We start from the raw sequence: 16,236 nt of genomic DNA, 5'->3' as shown, positions 1-16,236 counted from the left end.
GCTGTTTGTACTGGCAATGGGGTGTCATCTGCTGGCAGCGGCTGTTGGATGCAGGACAGGGGAGCGTGTTGCCCGTCATTTTCAAGGGGATTTGAGCTGGCTTGCCGGAATGGTATTGATCTTGCTGGGACTCAGCCGTCTGCTCTAGGGGTACATACTTGGAATTTGAGGGCGGATGTGGTATAATCGACCCAATCAAACAGAATGGACAGGGTGAAAAAGGGGACGTTGTATGGAAGCGATGGAACTGATCTGGCAGCAGCTGGGCGGAAGGATGCAGATTTTATGCAGGACACCACAGGAAACAATCGGACGCCTGTGTCTGCGGGAGCATCAGAAAAAGATCTACTTGATCGAAGAGCTCTCCTTTGAGCGCACTGCACCTGATGCACAGCGGGAAGCAGCGATGCAGCTGTTCTGCACCGAAGCAGTGCAGCGCGGTCTGCGCATGATTTTTTCCTGCCGTTCAGCTCAGAACTGGTTTGCCAGTCACCCAAAGCAGACTCAGCAGCTGGCGGCAAACCTCAAGACAAAACCAGGATTCTGATAAAAACAAAAGCGGGCAGTTTGCCCGCCTGTTTTTTTATAGCTGTTCTGCCGCCAGCTGCCGATAGTGTAGGGCGGATTGGTGCTGATGTTCGATCTCTTCCTGGCTTAGCTCCCGACGCACCTTGCCAGGGGAACCCATCACCAGAGAACCTGCCGGAATGTGCGCATTCTGTACGACCAGCGCACCGGCGGCAATCAGGCAGTTGTCCTCGATGACGGCTCCATTGAGCACGATGGCACCCATACCGATGGTGCAGTTGTTGCCCACGGTGCAGCCGTGCAGAATGGCGCTGTGTCCGACGGTGGTATTTTCGCCTACCACACAGGGAAATCCGTGGTCGACGTGAAGAACACAGTTGTCCTGAATGTTGGTGTTTTTGCCGATGCAGATGCGGTCGCTGTCGGCGCGCAGCACCGCATTGTACCAGATGCTCACTCCGTCCGCCAGCTGGACATCTCCGATGATCTTTGCACCGGATGCAATCTTTACCTGCAAAGCAGCAGTATCGTTCATAAAGTGTACCTCCTGACAAGAAATAAAAAAGCAGGACAACCCACCGGTTGTCCTGTGTTTGTTTTATCAAAAAAATTTCTTAGGCTACCGGCGCAAAAGAGGTGGAAAAAAGAAGGTGCTCACAATGCCCTTTCATCATCATGTAGAGCTTTGCGCCAAGCCGGCAGTACTGTTCATCCTGCTGTCGGCCCGCCATCCGTGCCCAGCATTCTCCGATACGTTCGGCGACCTGCGGCAAACTGCTGTTATTGCTGCGCTCGGTCAGACACATTTTATAGATGGTGTAGGAGCGATACTGGAAAAAGTTGCTGTAAAAGTCCGGCAGCCGGAGGGTGATGGTGTCGTTGATCTGGGACAGAATCAGTTTTAGCAGAATCGGGTCGCAAATCACTTTATGGATGCAGTCCTCGGTGACAAACAGATAGAGCATCCGTGCCAGACTCAATTCTGTCGGCGACAGGATGATTTTTTCAGCGGAAGGATCGAGGGTGAGGATGTTTTCACCCAGGCGGATGCCAAGCTCACGGGCTTTTTCCAGATTTCCGCACTGCTTGTGCTTAAAATAGAGGTCGATTTCCTCTGGAGAGGGTTCGAGATCGCTGCGTCCGCCCTTGGTTTCCGGTGAAGGAGAAGCGATGCGGGTGCCGTCCTCATCCTGAATGATGTTGGAGAGCAGCGGAGAACAGGCGGCAGGTTTCGGCGGATGGATTTTCACCAAAACCTCTGCCAACAAAAGGGTCATCAGGAAAGCTGCAATCAAAAATGTCAAGCCGAAACCTCCTTTCCGATGTCGGGTACAAAGGGAGGGGAACCTTTGCAGATGGGAAAAAAGAAAGCTGCAAAGTTCTGTCTATCCTTATCAAGGATAGACAGAACTTTCTGCACCTCAGTTACTTTTGAGAAAGATACGCTTCCAGGGCTAAAGCCAGCTGATCCGGACAGGAAGTGGACTTTGGTCCGCATTTGATGCCTTTGACGCGGTCAATGACATCCTGTGCCTTCTGACCTTTGATCAGAGAGCTGATTCCCTTGAGGTTGCCGTTGCATCCGCCGATGAACTGAACATTTTCGATGGTGTCACCATCCATATCCAGAATAATGTTGCGCGAACAGGTGCCCTCAGTATGATATTCAAAACGCATGTCTATCCATCCCCTCTAAAAAGATATTATAACGCTCTCATTTTATCAGATTTATTTCGTGACTTCAAGCTCTTTTGCACGCAGAAAGATTTTTTTCAGGTTCTCCTGATCGGTCACACAGGTTCCCAGCGGATTTGCACGGCGGGAAGCGTAGCTTCCATGAAAATCGGTGCCGCCGGTGACAATCAGGTGGTTGTCACTGCAGAGCTTGAGCAGCTCCTGTTGGTCCTCCGGCGTGTTGCGCGGATGATAAACCTCGATACCGTCGATCAGTCCCGATGGAGCAAGACGGCGCACCAGCTCCATGGAGCGGTAGACGCTGGGATGAGCAAAGACGGCGATGCCGCGGGCGCTTTTGACCGTTTGCAAGACCTCGTCGAGCGAAGGATAGACGGTGCCGACCAGACAGCTGCCGCCCTTGTCCGAAAACAGCTGCTGATAGAGCGGACCGTAGATGGCAGTGTCATATCCGAGGTCGAGCAGCGCCTGCATGATGTGCACCTTGTAGATCGAGTTGCTGGCTGCCGCATAGCGCAGGACATGCTCAGGGGTGATCGGGAAAAAGCGGGTGACGTTTTGAATCATCTGTTCTCCCGAACGGCGGCGCGCCTCCAGCGTGCGGCCAAGTAGTCCCGCCAGACGGTCAGGTTTTTGCGGCAGATAGCACAGGATGTGGACTCTGCGTTTGGTGTCAGGGTCAAAGGTGGAAATTTCCACCCCGGGCAGGATGGTGATTCCATAGCGCTTTCCAAGGATTTCGGCGCGGGAGACACCGGACATGGTGTCGTGGTCGGTCAGCGCCAGCACATCCAGACCCGCACGTTTTGCATAAAAAACAATATCTTCCAGTCCGGTCGAACCGTCCGAAAGTTTGCTGTGACAGTGTAAATCGCCTATCATGGTGAGATTCCCTCCTTAGAATACAAATATCGGCAAATCAATCATGAGCGGTAACGCCATTATTATATACCACTTTGCCTGCAATGTCCATCTTGTCCCATCCATGCCATGGGCAGCCCGCTCACAAAGTGCTTAACAAGCAACTGTTTTTTTGATATAATAGCGGTATCCAAAAACGAAAGGGAGCAATCTTTATTTTGATAAAATACAGCATTGATTATTCGGCGTTCAGCTCAGTGTCGGTCTTTCCGACCTTGTCCGAACAGACGCTGTGTACGGCGTCGCCGGAGGCTCTGCGGGTGCTTTTGTATCTGATGCAGAATCAGAAGATGAGCATCGACCCGCAGTATCTTGCTGCCCGTTTGATGATTTTACCTCAAGCGGTGGAACAAGCCCTCGACTACTGGCACGAACAGGGAATTTTGCAGCGGGAAGAGAAGGCGGCGCAGATACAGGCAGAGCAGCCGGTGACGCAGACAAAGCAGGTAAAGCCAATCCAGCCGTCAGAACCGGACCCAGCCAGAGTATCGGTGGGACTGCGCGCCCAGAAAAAGACAATGAATATCGACGAAATCCACACGCTCTCCCAGGACGACAGCCACATCCAGCAGCTGGTCGACGCGGTACAGATGCAGATGGGCAAGGTGCTCACCCGCAGCGAGGTGGAAACGCTGGTGTCGTTTTACACCTATGCGGGACTGCCGCCGGAATATATCCTGCTGGCGGCGGCGCACTGCTGCCAGCAAAACCGTCCGAATATGCGAGCACTGTCCAAGCTGCTCACCGATATGATGTCCGACAATATTTATACTTATGAACAGGCAGAACAGTATCTCAACCGCCGCCAGCACCAGGATATGGCACAGGGACAGGTCTGCTCTGCCTTTGGCATCCACGACCGTGCATTGAGCCGTCAGGAACAGAAGTACATCGACACCTGGTTTTTTGAGTATGGGTTTGACATTTCGATGATAAAGCTTGCCTATGAGCGGACGATCGACCAGATCGGAAAGGTTTCGTTTGCCTACATCAACAAGATTCTGGAGAGCTGGCACAGCAAGGGCATCACCAGCACCAAGGAGGCCTCGACCGAGCGCGCACCGGTAAAATCCACCCAGCAGACCTCCTCCTCGATCGACTTTGACCAGATTCAGAATTTCATCACCTATGGAGGAGCAAAGGAACCCAAACGTTAAAGCAGGAGGAAACCGATGAACAGTGGCTATGATATTTTTGGCACAGCCTATGGAGTGATGTTCCGCAATGACCTGCACGCACCTGGGTCGGTGGATGACCTCTTTTTGCAGCGGATGTGCCTGCTGGAGGAAGAATCGGTCGATGCGCTGTATGCAGCACCGCCTGTGATTTCTCCGGCGATTACAACGCATGAGCTGTACCCGTTTGCACAGCAGTTTGTGGGAGAAAATGACCGGCAGACGCTGCAAAATCTGCTTTCCTTTACCCGTGAGATGGCGCAAAACTGTGTAACCGACCTGGAAGAAATGGAGTTTGGAGGAACTGAAAAGCAGATTCTGCTGCGCGGTACCGACTGGTGCACCGATATTTCGCGGCTGGGAGCAGTGCTGTGTCAGTGCGTGGGAATACCGGCGCGGATACTGCACCTTGTAAACCGCAGCAAAGCCTACCACGGCCATGCAGCGGTGGAGGTGTTCTATGAAGGAAAATATGGAGTGGCGGACTTTTTGTACGGATGGCTGTTTTATGACCAAACACCGTTGAGCGCATGGGAGCTGAAAAACAACCACGATGCCATCCGGCAGATCATCGACCCGTCCCATTGGGAATATTATCCGGAGTTGTACGACGGAATCGCGCTCAATGACTACGACCCGATGGACCCAGAAAACCGCTATCCGGTCACCCACATAAACGACTATTATCGACAGATGATGTCCAGAAACACAGATGACGGACGCTGGGCACTGGGTGAGGACCGGCAGTAAGAAGGAGGACATATAACATGGCAAAACTTCGCAAAACACTGGGACGCATCGATGAGCCCAATGTCGTTGCCTTGATGCGCCTGATCGAAACGCAGAGCGTGCAGACGCTGGCAGGTTGGGCGTGTGAATATGCAAAGCAGCGGTATCTGCCGCTGCTGCAAAAATCGCAGATGGACAGCTCGATTCAGGAGCAGGCACTGGCAGCAGTGGAGGACTATCTGCGCGGACAGCTCTCCCTTGCAAAAATAAAGCCGCAGCTCAAAGCAGCATCGCAGGCAGCCGCTGCAATCAAGGATCAGCCGATGGAACAGGCAGCTGCCCGCGCGATTGCAGTCGCCTGTGCAGTGGCACAGACGCCGACCAATGCGCTGGGATTTCTGTTCTATGGCGCCGCTGCCGCCGCTTATGACCAGCTGGGACTTGCCCAGAAGCAGGACAGCTACGATCAGGCGGCGACCCAGGAGCTTGCCAAGGCGCTGCAAAGCCTGCAGGAATGTGCGGTAGAACACGAAGAAAATCCAGTCAAGATCGACTGGAACTGTTAGATACACAGCAAGAGATGAGAACAAAGGAGGTGGCCCTGGATGGGTTATCCAAAGGAAATCTACGATAAAGCGGCAGCCGTCTTGTCGTCGCGCCGCCAGTATGCCAAGGAACAGACGCTGGTGCGCCGCAAGCAGATCTATTCGCTGCTGCCGCAGATTGAACAGCTGGACCGCCAGCTGTCCCAGATCGGGCTGAAAACGGTCCAGGCGGTCGCCGGAGCGCCGGACGAGCTGGATACCATCATCGAACGGTTAAAAACACAGAGCCTGGGGCTGCAAAAACAGCGGGATGATCTGCTGGAGGCGGCAGGATTGTTGGAAATCTACCGTGACGACAACCACACCTGCAAACTTTGTCAGGACACCGGCTATATCGGAGCAAAAAAATGCAGCTGCTTTGAACAGCTGCTGCGGGAAGCTGCCTTTGATTTTCTGGGAGCTTCCGGTTCCCAGAACTGCCGCTTTACAAACTTTTCGCTGGACTATTACAGCAACCAGCCGCTGCAGAACGGAGTTGTTCCACGGGAGAGAATGAGCACCATCAAAAATTTCTGCGTCGATTATGCCAGAAACTTTCTGCTGGATACCCGTCCGGCGCTGGGCCGGCAGCGCATGGTGCCGGAGAGCCTGCTGTTTATGGGCAACACCGGTTTGGGCAAGACACATCTTTCCCTTGCCATCGCCGGAGAGGTGATCGGCAAAGGATTTGGCGTCATCTATGGTTCGGCACAGAATCTGCTGGCAAGGCTGGAAAAGGAAAAATTCACCTCCTCCTACCAGCAGGAGGAGCAGCAGAGCTATCTGTCGCTCATCCTCGGCTGTGATCTGCTCATTCTCGACGATTTGGGCACCGAATTTTTGACCCAGTTTGTGACCACAACGCTGTATCATATCATCAATACCCGTCTGCTGGAGGGACGTCCCACCATTATCAGCACCAACCTCACCTTCCCAGAGATCAGCAAGCGCTATACCGACCGTCTGGCCTCCCGTCTGTTTGGAGGATACCGCCAGTTTGAATTTGTCGGCAGGGACATCCGCATTCAAAGCAAGATTCTGGGTTAACGCACAGGAAAGGATGGTACAGAATGCACAGCTTTTTTCTGGAAGCAGATATTGCGCAGGAGGTAGTCACTGTCAGCGAACAGTTTCAAAAGAATCTGACCGGCTTTGTCGACTTTCTGGTGCGCAACCGAGGAAATATTCTGTGGAATCTGTTTTTGATTCTGCTGATTATATTGGGTGCAAAGCTATTGCTGCACCTCATTTCAAAGGTGACCACCCAAATTATCCAGAAGCCGAAAAACCAGACGAACACCCCTGTGGCAAAACGCACCAGAACACTGCTCACCCTGTTTCGGAGCGTATCGAGATATGCCATTTATTTTATGGGCTTTTTGTTTGTGCTGAGCATTCTGGGCATGGGTAAACCGCTGAGCAACCTGTTGGTGACTGCCGGTATCGGAAGCCTTGCCATCGGTTTTGGTGCACAAAACCTGGTGCGCGACGTCGTATCGGGCATGTTCATGATCTTCGAAAATCAGTTTGCTGTGGGCGATTACATCAAAATCGACGACGTGGAGGGCACTGTCGAAGCGACTGCCATGCGTGTGACCTATCTGCGCTCCTTTAAAGGGGACCAGATCATCATTCCCAACGGTTCCATTACCCGCGTTATCAACTATAACAAGGGCAGTGCAATAGCTTCGGTGACTATTTCCACCGCCTATGAATCGGACACCAGAAAGGTGATCGAGCTGATCGAACGTGCAGTAGGACAGTATGCCCGTGAACACAGCGAATTGATTGAGGAAGAACCGTTTGTGCAGGGCATCACCAATCTGGGCGAATCCAGCGTGGATATCGGTGTGATCTGCAAGGTCAAACCGATGAAGCAGTGGGAGGTAGAGCGCGGCATCCGTCTGGCGGTCAAGGAAGCATTTGACCAGAACGGCGTGGGATTCCCTTATCCGCATCTGGTGACGGTGCCGTACGAAAAGCCGGCGGACTTTGTCAGCCGTGAGGACATCTTTGTCAACAAAAAGCAAGCAAAGCAGGAGCTGGCGTCATGGCAGCAGGTGGATGCCGACGACCTTGATGACTAGCAAAAATGTTCTGGTTTCGTTTGCTTTGACCTGAATGAGATAAAAAACGATCTGCCTTTTGGTGGAGAAGGTAAATAAGAACGCACAAAAGCACCGGCAGTTTATCTGCCGGTGCTTTTGTGTTGCCGTTATTCTGCATTGCTGACAGCCAGGTGCAGCTGACCATCCTGCGGTGAGTAATCGCACAGCAGCGTGCTGTCGGGCGGAAGTTTGCCGCTGAGAATCATCTCGGCGGCAGGGTCCTCGATCAGACGTTGAACAGCGCGGCGCAGCGGCCGTGCTCCGTAGCGAGGACTGTACCCTTGTGCACACAGCTCTTTGCGGGCGGCCTCGGTCATATTCAGGCGCAGATCCAGCGCCGAAATACGCTCGGACAACTGGTCGAGCAGATTCTGACAAATCTGGTCGATCTCCTTTTCTCCCAGCTTATAGAACAGAATGGTTTCGTCGATGCGGTTGAGCAGCTCCGGTGAAAAGTGCCGGCGAAGCTCTTCCATGACACAGTCGGTGGTCTTTGCTCCCAGACGGTTGTCTTCAGCGCTTTTTGGCTGAAGGTCAAAGCCGAGCGCTCCTTTTTCAAAGAAATATCGCGCGCCCAGATTGGAGGTCATGATGATGACCGCATTCTGGAAGCTGGCGCGGCGGCCCTGCGAATCCTTGAGGCTTCCTTCCTCCAGAATCTGCAGCAGCAGACCCAACACGTCTGGATGGGCCTTTTCCACCTCGTCGAGCAGCACCACCGAGTAAGGTTTGCGGCGAATCAGGTCGGTCAGCTGTCCGCCTTCCTCAAAGCCGACATAGCCAGGAGGAGAGCCGATCATGCGGGAAACCGAGTGCTTTTCCATGTACTCGGACATGTCCAGCCGAATCATGCAGTCGTCGGAGCCAAACAACTGTTCGGCCAGTGCTTTACACAGCTCGGTTTTGCCCACACCGGTGGGACCCAGGAACAAAAAGGAGGCGCATGGACGTTTGGGGTCTCCCAGTCCCACACGGGAGCGGCGGATGGCGCGGGCGACGGCGCTGACCGCCTCCGGCTGACCGATGACGCGGCGGGAGAGCGCTTCCTCCAGATGCAGAAGCTGCTGTGACTGACTGTTCTGCGGCAGCATTCTTGTCATCAGGGAGGATACCTCGATGCCGGTGCTCTCCGAGATGATCTGTGCGATGTCCTGCGCTTTTACCGGCGGACGTTTATCCTTTTCCAGCCGGTGCATCCGCTCCGAGAAAAGGCTGAGCTGTTCCAGTGCGCGCGACTGTCGGTCGCGCAGGATGGCAGCCTGTTCAAAGTTCTGGCGCAGAATGGCGGCCTCCTTTTGTTCGCGCAGCTCCCGAAATTGTTCTTCCAGCCGCTGATACTCCTTTTGCGGAAGGCCGCATTCCTGCTGGGAGACTTTGGCGGCGGCTTCGTCCATCAGGTCGATGGCTTTATCCGGCAGATACCGCTCGGTCAGATAACGACGGGAAAGCCGCACAGCCGCCTCCAGCGCCTCATCGGTGATATGGACATGGTGGTGCTGTTCGTAGCGGGGAAGGATGCCGCGCAGAATCTGGATGGTCTGCTGCTCGGTCGGCTCCTCGACCAGAACGCTCTGAAAGCGGCGTGCAAGGGCACTGTCGCGTTCGATATGGCGGCGGTATTCTGCAATAGTGGTTGCACCCATCAGCTGAATTTCTCCGCGGGACAGCTGCGGTTTGAGGATATTGGCGGCGTCGATCGAGCCTTCGGCAGCGCCTGCACCGATGATGTTATGAATCTCGTCGATGAACAGGATGATGTCGTGCGCCTGGGCAACCTCATCCATCAGATTTTTGACCCTTTCTTCAAATTCGCCGCGGTATTTGGTGCCGGCGATCAGCGAGACCAGATCCAATGCAATCAACTTTTTCTGCTGCAATGCACGGGGAACACGCCCTTGGGAGATGCGCAGAGCAAGCCCTTCAGCGATGGCGGTTTTTCCGACACCGGCCTCTCCGATGAGACAAGGGTTGTTTTTGGTGCGGCGGGAGAGGATGCGGATGACCCGCTCAATCTCCTGGTCGCGGCCGATAATAGGGTCCAAGTGATGTTCCGCGGCCATTTTGGTCAGGTCGCGGCCATATTTTTGCAGCAGTATATTGCGGGCAGCCTCCTTTTTGGGAGGAGCAGGTCGATCGGTATCGGTGCTGCCGGAAAAATCCATCGACTCCTGCAGTTCCCGATAGAGAAGGATGGGATCGGCTCCCAGCTGCAGCAGAAAGCGAACGGCGTAGCTATCTCTTTCCTTGAGTAAGCTCATCAACAGATGTTCGGTACCTACCATGGCGCCGTTTTCCTTGCTGCATTCCAAAAAGCTGTGTTCCAGACAGCGGCGGCAGCGTGGTGTCATATCGGAGAGACTGAGTTTGGATTGAATTCCCTGTCCCACTGTTTTGATAATCAGTTCCAGCAGTGCCTCGGGAGTGATGCCCTTTTGGTTTAGCGCAGCGGCTGCGCTGCCGCCGCCCTCCAATAGCAGTCCCAACAGCAGATGTTCGCTGCCGATGTAGGTGTGTCCCAGCAGGGATGCCTGGGAGATAGCAAGATTAACAGCGTCGTTTGCGTGCGCGCTAAACCCGCGGAATCGAAACATATAAGCACCGTCCTTTGTGAAAAATCATGTCGAGTGTCTCCGGCAAAAAATTTTAGAATCTCCGTAACACAATTTGTAGCGGATGATTATACTGTTAATGAACAGCGAAGAAAGCCGGAGGCTTTGGAGCGGAGACAGGAATCCGAAAAACGGAAAATCACGAGCACTGTCCCGACACAGCAGAATATTGGATTTGACGGGTGTTTTATTCCAGATGAGCGTCAAAAAAATGTTTTGACAGACTCCGAAAAAGCCGGTAACCGTTTTTCTTTGTTTTTCATAGTATGGTTTGAAATCAAACATTAGGAGGTACTTATCTATGTACGGTAACAATAACTGGTGGATTCTGATTCTGGTACTCATCTTCTGCTGTGGAGGTTGTAGCTTCAACTGCAACGGCTGCAACAACGGCTGTAGCTGCCAGCAGAGCAACAGTGGCTGTGGCTGTGGCAACAGCTGCGGCAATAGCTGCGGCTGCAACTGTAACTGCAACTGCTGCTGCGACTAATCCACAAACCTCTAAAAAAGTCGGGAGAATTTTTCTCCCGACTTTTTTATAATTGTGAAAGAAATCTGGGCTTCATAGCCGCCATTTTGAAAAAAATACGGTGAACAGGCAGGAAAATGGGGTATTTTAACAAATATCAATGCAGATAATAACTTTCTGTAAAGAAAGAGGTAGAATAATTGATTTTCAAAAAAAGTTAAGATATCATTGATTTAATCATAGAGGAGAATGTCAAACTAAGAGTGAAAAGGAGTGGAAGTTGGATGAATGAGGTCAAAAATCCAAAGGTGAGAAAGCCGCTGATTTACTATTATCTGATCGCATTGCTGATTATGATGCTGCTTAATGCATTTTTGTTTCCGTCGCTGTTTCGCAGAACAGAGGTGACCGTGGATTACAGCACCTTTATGAATCAGCTCAATGCTGGTGAAATCAAGCAGGTGGAGGTGCTGGATCAGAAGATCGAGTACCTGCTCAAGGACGAAAATGACTGGAATATCTATGTCACCGGCAATATGGGCGACCCTAATCTGGTGGACAAGCTGGAGGATGCCGGAGATGTCATCTACGGCAAGGAGATTCAGGAACCAATGAGCCCGATCCTGTATCTGCTCATCAGCGTAGGCGGACCGGTGCTGATCTTCGTGCTGGTTGGACAGCTGCTCTCCCGCAGTCTGCAAAAACGGATGGGCGGCGGCCCGAACGCCATGACCTTTGGCAAGAGCAATGCAAAGGTTTATGTGGAGGCACAGACCGGCAAGACCTTTGCGGATGTTGCCGGCGAGGATGAAGCAAAAGAAGCGCTGGGTGAGATTGTCGATTTTCTGCACAACCCGCAGAAGTATGAAGCTATCGGTGCCCAGATGCCTAAGGGCGCGCTGCTGGTGGGCCCTCCTGGAACCGGTAAGACCCTTCTGGCAAAGGCGGTTGCAGGCGAAGCAAATGTTCCGTTTTTCTCTATCTCCGGTTCGGAGTTTGTAGAGATGTTTGTCGGCGCAGGTGCTGCACGTGTGCGTGATCTGTTCCGTCAGGCGCAGGAGAAGGCGCCGTGTATCGTCTTTATTGACGAGATTGATACCATCGGTAAAAAGCGTGACAGTGGAGGACTGGGCGGCAACGATGAACGCGAGCAGACCTTGAACCAGCTGCTGACCGAGATGGACGGCTTTGACGGCAAAAAAGGTGTTGTCATCCTTGCAGCGACCAACCGACCTGAAACGCTGGATAAAGCGCTGCTGCGTCCAGGCAGATTTGACCGCCGTATTCCGGTGGAACTGCCCGACCTTGCAGGTCGAGAAGCGATCCTGAAGGTACACGCCAAGGATAAACAGATGGCGCCTAATATCGACTACTCGGTGATTGCCAGAGCGACCGCCGGTGCTTCCGGTGCGGAGCTTGCCAACATCGTCAATGAGGCGGCGCTGCGTGCAGTGCGCAACAACCGTTCCCAGGTGGAACAGGGCGATTTGGAGGAAGCAGTGGAAACGGTCATCGCCGGTTATCAACGCAAGGGCGCCGTTATTTCGGAGAAGGATCGAAAGATTGTTGCCTACCACGAGATCGGTCATGCACTGGTGGCTGCCAAACAGAAACACTCGGCGCCGGTGCACAAGATCACCATTGTGCCAAGAACCTCCGGTGCGCTGGGCTACACCATGCAGGTGGAGGAGCAGGATACCCTGCTGATGAGCAAGGAAGAGGCAATCGACAAGATCACCACCTATACCGGCGGCAGAGTCGCCGAGGAGGTCATCTTCGGTTCGATCACTTCGGGTGCATCCAATGATATTGAGCAGGCGACCAAGATTGCCCGCGCCATGGTCACCCGACTGGGCATGAGCGAGCATTTTGGCATGATGGCACTGGAAACGGTTAACAATCAGTACCTGGGCGGCGATGCATCGCTGGCATGCTCGGAGCAGACTGCAGCGATGATCGACGAGGAGGTTCGCGACCTCATTGCAGACTGTCACGACAAGGCAAAGGAAATTCTGCTGCAGAATCTGCCAAAACTGCATGAGCTGGCAGCCTACCTGCTGGAAAAGGAAACCATCACCGGCGAAGAATTCATGGAAATTCTCGATCGACCGGAAGAAGCACCAAATACCGAAGCATAATCAAAAAAGGACTGTCAGTATGCTGACAGTCCTTTTTTGCACGGTTTACTTTTTCTTTTTTGAACACTCACAAATTCGGGTGACAAAGTTTAGGTTAATGATTTCTTTTCCGTACTTTGTCGCCAGCAGGATGGCGCCGTCATCCACTTCAAGGATGGTACCTTTCACATGCGAATCAAAGTAAAAGACGATACATTCTTTGGAGAGAAATTGTTTTGCCAGTTCGATCATCTGCAAACGCTCCTTTGGGTTGGGAAATAGAATCTGCTGCTGAAATATCATCATTCTGCGCCGCCTTTGCAACACAACGATCAGCACAAAAAAGAGAATGATCAGATATGTCGACGAGTTCAAAGTTTCACCACCCTGTGATTCTGTATGATCTAACCATAGCATATTTAAAAGCTTGTGACAAGAGAAAACCGGCACAGAAGAAGATCTTCTTCTGTGCCGGTTGTTGTTTGTTTACAGGCTCTTTAAGATTTCGTTGTAGATGGTGTCAGCCAGCGGCAGAGCCTCATCGAGGATCGCCTGACCTTTGGTGCGGTATTCGTTGACGAAAGCTTCGTCGCGGATGCCGCCGAGGTTAATCAGGACATTGAGCCATGCGCCCTGTACTGCGGACTTGAGGTTGAGCGAAGCGACGCCCAGATCGCTGGCAGCATTGGTGTTGGTGCAGCCTAAGCCCATCTGAACGACCTTGAGCGATTCCAGGCACAGCTCCATGATGGAGTATGGAACCAAAGTTGCTTCCTTGAGTGCCTTCTGCATTGATTCTTTGCGGGCAGTTTTTTCCTCGTCGGTGGATTTTGGCATTGCAAAGACAGCGGATACACCGTCAAAAGCCTCTGTGTCGCGGTCGATACCATCAACCAGCTGCTTGGTGAGCTTGTCGGCGCGGTCGAAAATCTGCTGAACCTTTTCTTCATATTCTGCATATTTCGGTTTGCCCAGGGTGAGAGCGGAGACCATTTTGGAGAGTCCAACGCCCATAGCACCTGCCAGAGCGGAAGCGGAGCCGCCGCCAGGAGCCGGTGCATCGGAGGCGAGGACGGAGATAAATTCGTTGACTTTCATTTCAGTCAGTTTCATGAAGGATCATCCTTTCGAAGATAGGAGTAGGTTCAAAATAAAAGTTTTCGTCCACCTTTTGTGGCTGCCCGTCTATGCGCCGAAGGCGAACAAAAGTTTTTGGTTGAGCTTTTTTCAAAAAGCTCATAGGGGTACGGGGGCAACGCCCCTGTGACACGTTACAATAAATAAAAGAAAATCGATAGGGGCACAGCAGCTGTTTCGATGCTGCCGCACGTCAGTGCGCATCTGCACATGGTTGTGCAGATGAAACTAGAGCAGCTACTAGGGCAACGCCCCTGTGACACGTTACAATAAATAAAAGAAAATCGATAGAGGCACAGCAGCTGTTTCGATGCTGGCGCACGTCAGTGCGCGAGGTGCACAACTGTGCACCTCGTAAACCAAAAACAGACTTCTACCGCCGAAAACTTCCCACTGGGAACTTTTCGGAAATGCTCTCTATTTGTAATTGGTTCTTGAAAATTTTTTCTCTTGCAGAAAAGTAGATTGAAAACAAGTTTTCAATCCCAAACTCTTCCAAAATGCGCCTGACGATAAAGTGTTCCGCCTTCTGCGGAAGGCGGCCAAATCTGCGAGCCTTTTGTAAAAAGCTCGAGCAAAAACTTTGTATTACTTTACAACCTTACCATTTTTAATAACCGTCTGGACCAGGTTATTACCGTAGCGGTAGAAGATAAAGTTCAGATTATCTGCATCCCAGATCAGCAGGTCAGCCTGCTTTCCGGTTTCAATCGTGCCGACCTGCTCGGCTTTGCCGATGGCAGCTGCTGCATTCAGCGTCGCCGCCGTCAAAACTTCCTCCGGTGTCAGGCGGTAACGGTAGCAGGCAATATTCATTGCAAGCTGCAAGGAAAGGTTCGGAGTCGAGCCTGGGTTAAAGTCACTGGCGACCGCCACTGGTACGCCTGCCTCCACCATCTTTCTGGCAGGAGCAAAGGTTGCGCCCAGATAGAATGAGGTTGCAGGCAGCAGGCAGGCGATAGTGCCGCCTTTTGCCATCGACTCGATGCCCTCATCCGGACAGACGATCAGATGTTCGGCGGATACCGCGCCGATCTCGCCTGCCAGCACCGAACCGCCGATAGGGTCGATCTCGTCCGCGTGGATTTTGGCGCCCAGACCATATTTCTGTGCAGCGGTCAGGATGCGGCGGGATTCCTCCGCAGTAAAGACGCCGGTTTCACAGAATACATCGCAGAACTGAGCCAGCTTGTGTTCAACAACATACGGGAGCATCTGGTCGATGATGAGCGACAGATAGCCCTCGCGGTCGTTCTTGCACTCCTCCGGCAGCGCATGTGCCGCCATGAAGGTGGAGACAAGCTCGATCGGTTGACTTTCCTGCAGGCGTTTGACGACGTTTAACTGCTTTAATTCGTTTTCGAAGTCCAGACCGTAGCCGCTCTTTGCTTCACAGGTGGTGGTGCCCAGCGAAAGCATGGTGTCCAGCGCCTTGGCAGTCTTGTCAAACAGCTCGTCCTCGGTGGCTTTTCTGGTGGAGCGGACGGTGGAAAGAATGCCGCCGCCCTGTGCCAGAATATCCAGATAAGCGACGCCGTGCAGTTTGAGCGCCAGCTCATTTTCTCGCCAGCCGCCGAAAACAAGGTGGGTATGTGCATCGACCAGGCCCGCGGTGACCAGCTTGTGCTGGGCGTCGATCACCTTGCATCCCTCGCAGAGAAGCTCGGCAGGGACTTCTCCCTGTCCGATCGCGGCGATTTTATTTCCTTCGACGGCGATGTAGGCGTTTTCCAGAATGGTGATCTCGCCCTGTGCCTTGCCGCCTTTGGCAGCATTGCCGCAGGCGGTGGCGAGCATTCCGATGTTACAAATCAACAGGGAAGGTGTCATCGTAAATCCTCCTTTGCTGCGATTACAGGAGGTGTTTCTCCATGACCTGATTGTCCTTGTCGAAGTTTTCCAGCTTCAGATAGTACTCGGCAGTTTCTACCAGCGCATCCATTGGAACGATGCCGATCAGCTCGGAGCCGATGATATGTACACCGTATCTTGCAGCCTCGAAGCGGACAGTCTCATAGACGCGGTAGATTGGGGTCTTAGTGTAGTTGGTCATGTTGATGGAAACCTGAGCGGTGTTTCTTTCTTCCAGCATGACGCCGATCGATTTGACCCAGCGCATACCGCCGGAGGATTCGCGGATGGTTTTTGCAATCTTGTTTGCAAT

The 16,236-nt window shown here is 52.7% G+C and carries 16 protein-coding genes and 1 pseudogene; 8 read left to right on the top strand and 9 right to left on the bottom strand.

Annotated elements, in window-relative coordinates; all coding sequences use genetic code 11:
• The first annotated feature begins 232 nt into the window (after nucleotides 1-232).
• The gene (locus Q0L39_RS06840; RefSeq protein WP_296627809.1) at nucleotides 233-547 is read left to right on the top strand and encodes a hypothetical protein; all 315 of its coding nucleotides are present in this window, start codon (nucleotides 233-235) and stop codon (nucleotides 545-547) included.
• A gap of 36 nt (nucleotides 548-583) precedes the next feature.
• Here the strand turns inward: Q0L39_RS06840 and Q0L39_RS06835 are convergent, their stop codons facing one another.
• The 4 genes from Q0L39_RS06835 to Q0L39_RS06820 all read right to left on the bottom strand — a co-directional run bounded on the left by Q0L39_RS06835 (nucleotide 584) and on the right by Q0L39_RS06820 (nucleotide 3,105).
• Nucleotides 584-1,063 carry a gamma carbonic anhydrase family protein gene (locus Q0L39_RS06835; RefSeq protein ID WP_296627807.1) on the bottom strand — a complete coding sequence of 160 codons (480 nt, stop codon included), beginning with the start codon at nucleotides 1,061-1,063 and terminating at the stop codon, nucleotides 584-586.
• A 79-nt stretch (nucleotides 1,064-1,142) separates the two neighbouring features.
• Nucleotides 1,143-1,832: a hypothetical protein gene (locus Q0L39_RS06830; protein ID WP_296627806.1), complete on the bottom strand. Its 690-nt coding sequence runs from the start codon at nucleotides 1,830-1,832 to the stop codon at nucleotides 1,143-1,145.
• 121 nt (nucleotides 1,833-1,953) lie between these two features.
• Nucleotides 1,954-2,205, bottom strand: coding sequence for a TIGR03905 family TSCPD domain-containing protein (locus Q0L39_RS06825; protein ID WP_296627804.1), 252 nt, complete (start codon nucleotides 2,203-2,205; stop codon nucleotides 1,954-1,956).
• Nucleotides 2,206-2,256: 51 nt separating this feature from the next.
• Entirely contained in the window at nucleotides 2,257-3,105 is an 849-nt protein-coding gene (locus Q0L39_RS06820; RefSeq protein WP_296627803.1) for a PHP domain-containing protein, read from the bottom strand.
• 197 nt (nucleotides 3,106-3,302) lie between these two features.
• Between Q0L39_RS06820 and Q0L39_RS06815 the strand changes: the two genes are divergently transcribed.
• Genes Q0L39_RS06815 through Q0L39_RS06795 form a run of 5 tightly spaced genes read left to right on the top strand, consistent with a single transcriptional unit; the run spans nucleotide 3,303 to nucleotide 7,719 of the window.
• Complete coding sequence (locus Q0L39_RS06815; protein ID WP_296627801.1) at nucleotides 3,303-4,301, top strand: DnaD domain protein; 999 nt, start codon at nucleotides 3,303-3,305, stop codon at nucleotides 4,299-4,301.
• A 15-nt stretch (nucleotides 4,302-4,316) separates the two neighbouring features.
• Complete coding sequence (locus tag Q0L39_RS06810; protein WP_296627800.1) at nucleotides 4,317-5,069, top strand: transglutaminase domain-containing protein; 753 nt, start codon at nucleotides 4,317-4,319, stop codon at nucleotides 5,067-5,069.
• Between the two features lie 17 nt (nucleotides 5,070-5,086).
• Complete coding sequence (locus Q0L39_RS06805) at nucleotides 5,087-5,614, top strand: putative immunity protein (protein ID WP_296627798.1); 528 nt, start codon at nucleotides 5,087-5,089, stop codon at nucleotides 5,612-5,614.
• 39 nt (nucleotides 5,615-5,653) lie between these two features.
• A complete protein-coding gene (locus tag Q0L39_RS06800; RefSeq protein WP_296627796.1) occupies nucleotides 5,654-6,679 on the top strand; it encodes an ATP-binding protein in 1,026 nt (341 codons plus the stop codon).
• Between the two features lie 23 nt (nucleotides 6,680-6,702).
• Nucleotides 6,703-7,719 (top strand): mechanosensitive ion channel family protein, encoded by a 1,017-nt coding sequence (locus Q0L39_RS06795; protein ID WP_296627794.1) that lies wholly within the window; start codon nucleotides 6,703-6,705, stop codon nucleotides 7,717-7,719.
• A 128-nt stretch (nucleotides 7,720-7,847) separates the two neighbouring features.
• Here Q0L39_RS06795 and Q0L39_RS06790 read toward each other — a convergent pair whose 3' ends face one another.
• Nucleotides 7,848-10,331: an ATP-dependent Clp protease ATP-binding subunit gene (locus Q0L39_RS06790; protein WP_296627793.1), complete on the bottom strand. Its 2,484-nt coding sequence runs from the start codon at nucleotides 10,329-10,331 to the stop codon at nucleotides 7,848-7,850.
• A 319-nt stretch (nucleotides 10,332-10,650) separates the two neighbouring features.
• On the opposite strand from Q0L39_RS06790, the gene Q0L39_RS06785 reads away from it, so the two are divergent.
• Together Q0L39_RS06785 and ftsH are read left to right on the top strand one after the other, a co-directional pair.
• Nucleotides 10,651-10,839, top strand: coding sequence for a hypothetical protein (locus Q0L39_RS06785; protein ID WP_296627791.1), 189 nt, complete (start codon nucleotides 10,651-10,653; stop codon nucleotides 10,837-10,839).
• 263 nt (nucleotides 10,840-11,102) lie between these two features.
• Nucleotides 11,103-12,956, top strand: coding sequence for an ATP-dependent zinc metalloprotease FtsH (ftsH, locus tag Q0L39_RS06780; protein ID WP_296627789.1), 1,854 nt, complete (start codon nucleotides 11,103-11,105; stop codon nucleotides 12,954-12,956).
• A gap of 45 nt (nucleotides 12,957-13,001) precedes the next feature.
• Here the strand turns inward: ftsH and Q0L39_RS06775 are convergent, their stop codons facing one another.
• The 4 genes and pseudogenes from Q0L39_RS06775 to Q0L39_RS06760 all read right to left on the bottom strand — a co-directional run.
• Nucleotides 13,002-13,241, bottom strand: a complete 240-nt coding sequence (locus tag Q0L39_RS06775; protein ID WP_296627788.1) for a hypothetical protein — start codon at nucleotides 13,239-13,241, stop codon at nucleotides 13,002-13,004.
• Nucleotides 13,242-13,421: 180 nt separating this feature from the next.
• Complete coding sequence (locus Q0L39_RS06770; RefSeq protein WP_296627786.1) at nucleotides 13,422-14,048, bottom strand: cyclodeaminase/cyclohydrolase family protein; 627 nt, start codon at nucleotides 14,046-14,048, stop codon at nucleotides 13,422-13,424.
• A gap of 612 nt (nucleotides 14,049-14,660) precedes the next feature.
• Nucleotides 14,661-15,902 (bottom strand): imidazolonepropionase, encoded by a 1,242-nt coding sequence (gene hutI, locus Q0L39_RS06765; RefSeq protein WP_296627784.1) that lies wholly within the window; start codon nucleotides 15,900-15,902, stop codon nucleotides 14,661-14,663.
• Between the two features lie 22 nt (nucleotides 15,903-15,924).
• A pseudogene (locus tag Q0L39_RS06760) lies at nucleotides 15,925-16,236 on the bottom strand (glutamate formiminotransferase); the annotation flags it as partial.

The organism is uncultured Negativibacillus sp., assembly GCF_944388365.1.
Lineage (GTDB): Bacteria > Bacillota > Clostridia > Oscillospirales > Ruminococcaceae > Negativibacillus.
The sequence above is the reverse complement of the archived record's forward strand: the minus strand, read 5'-3'. Positions and strand labels throughout refer to the sequence as shown.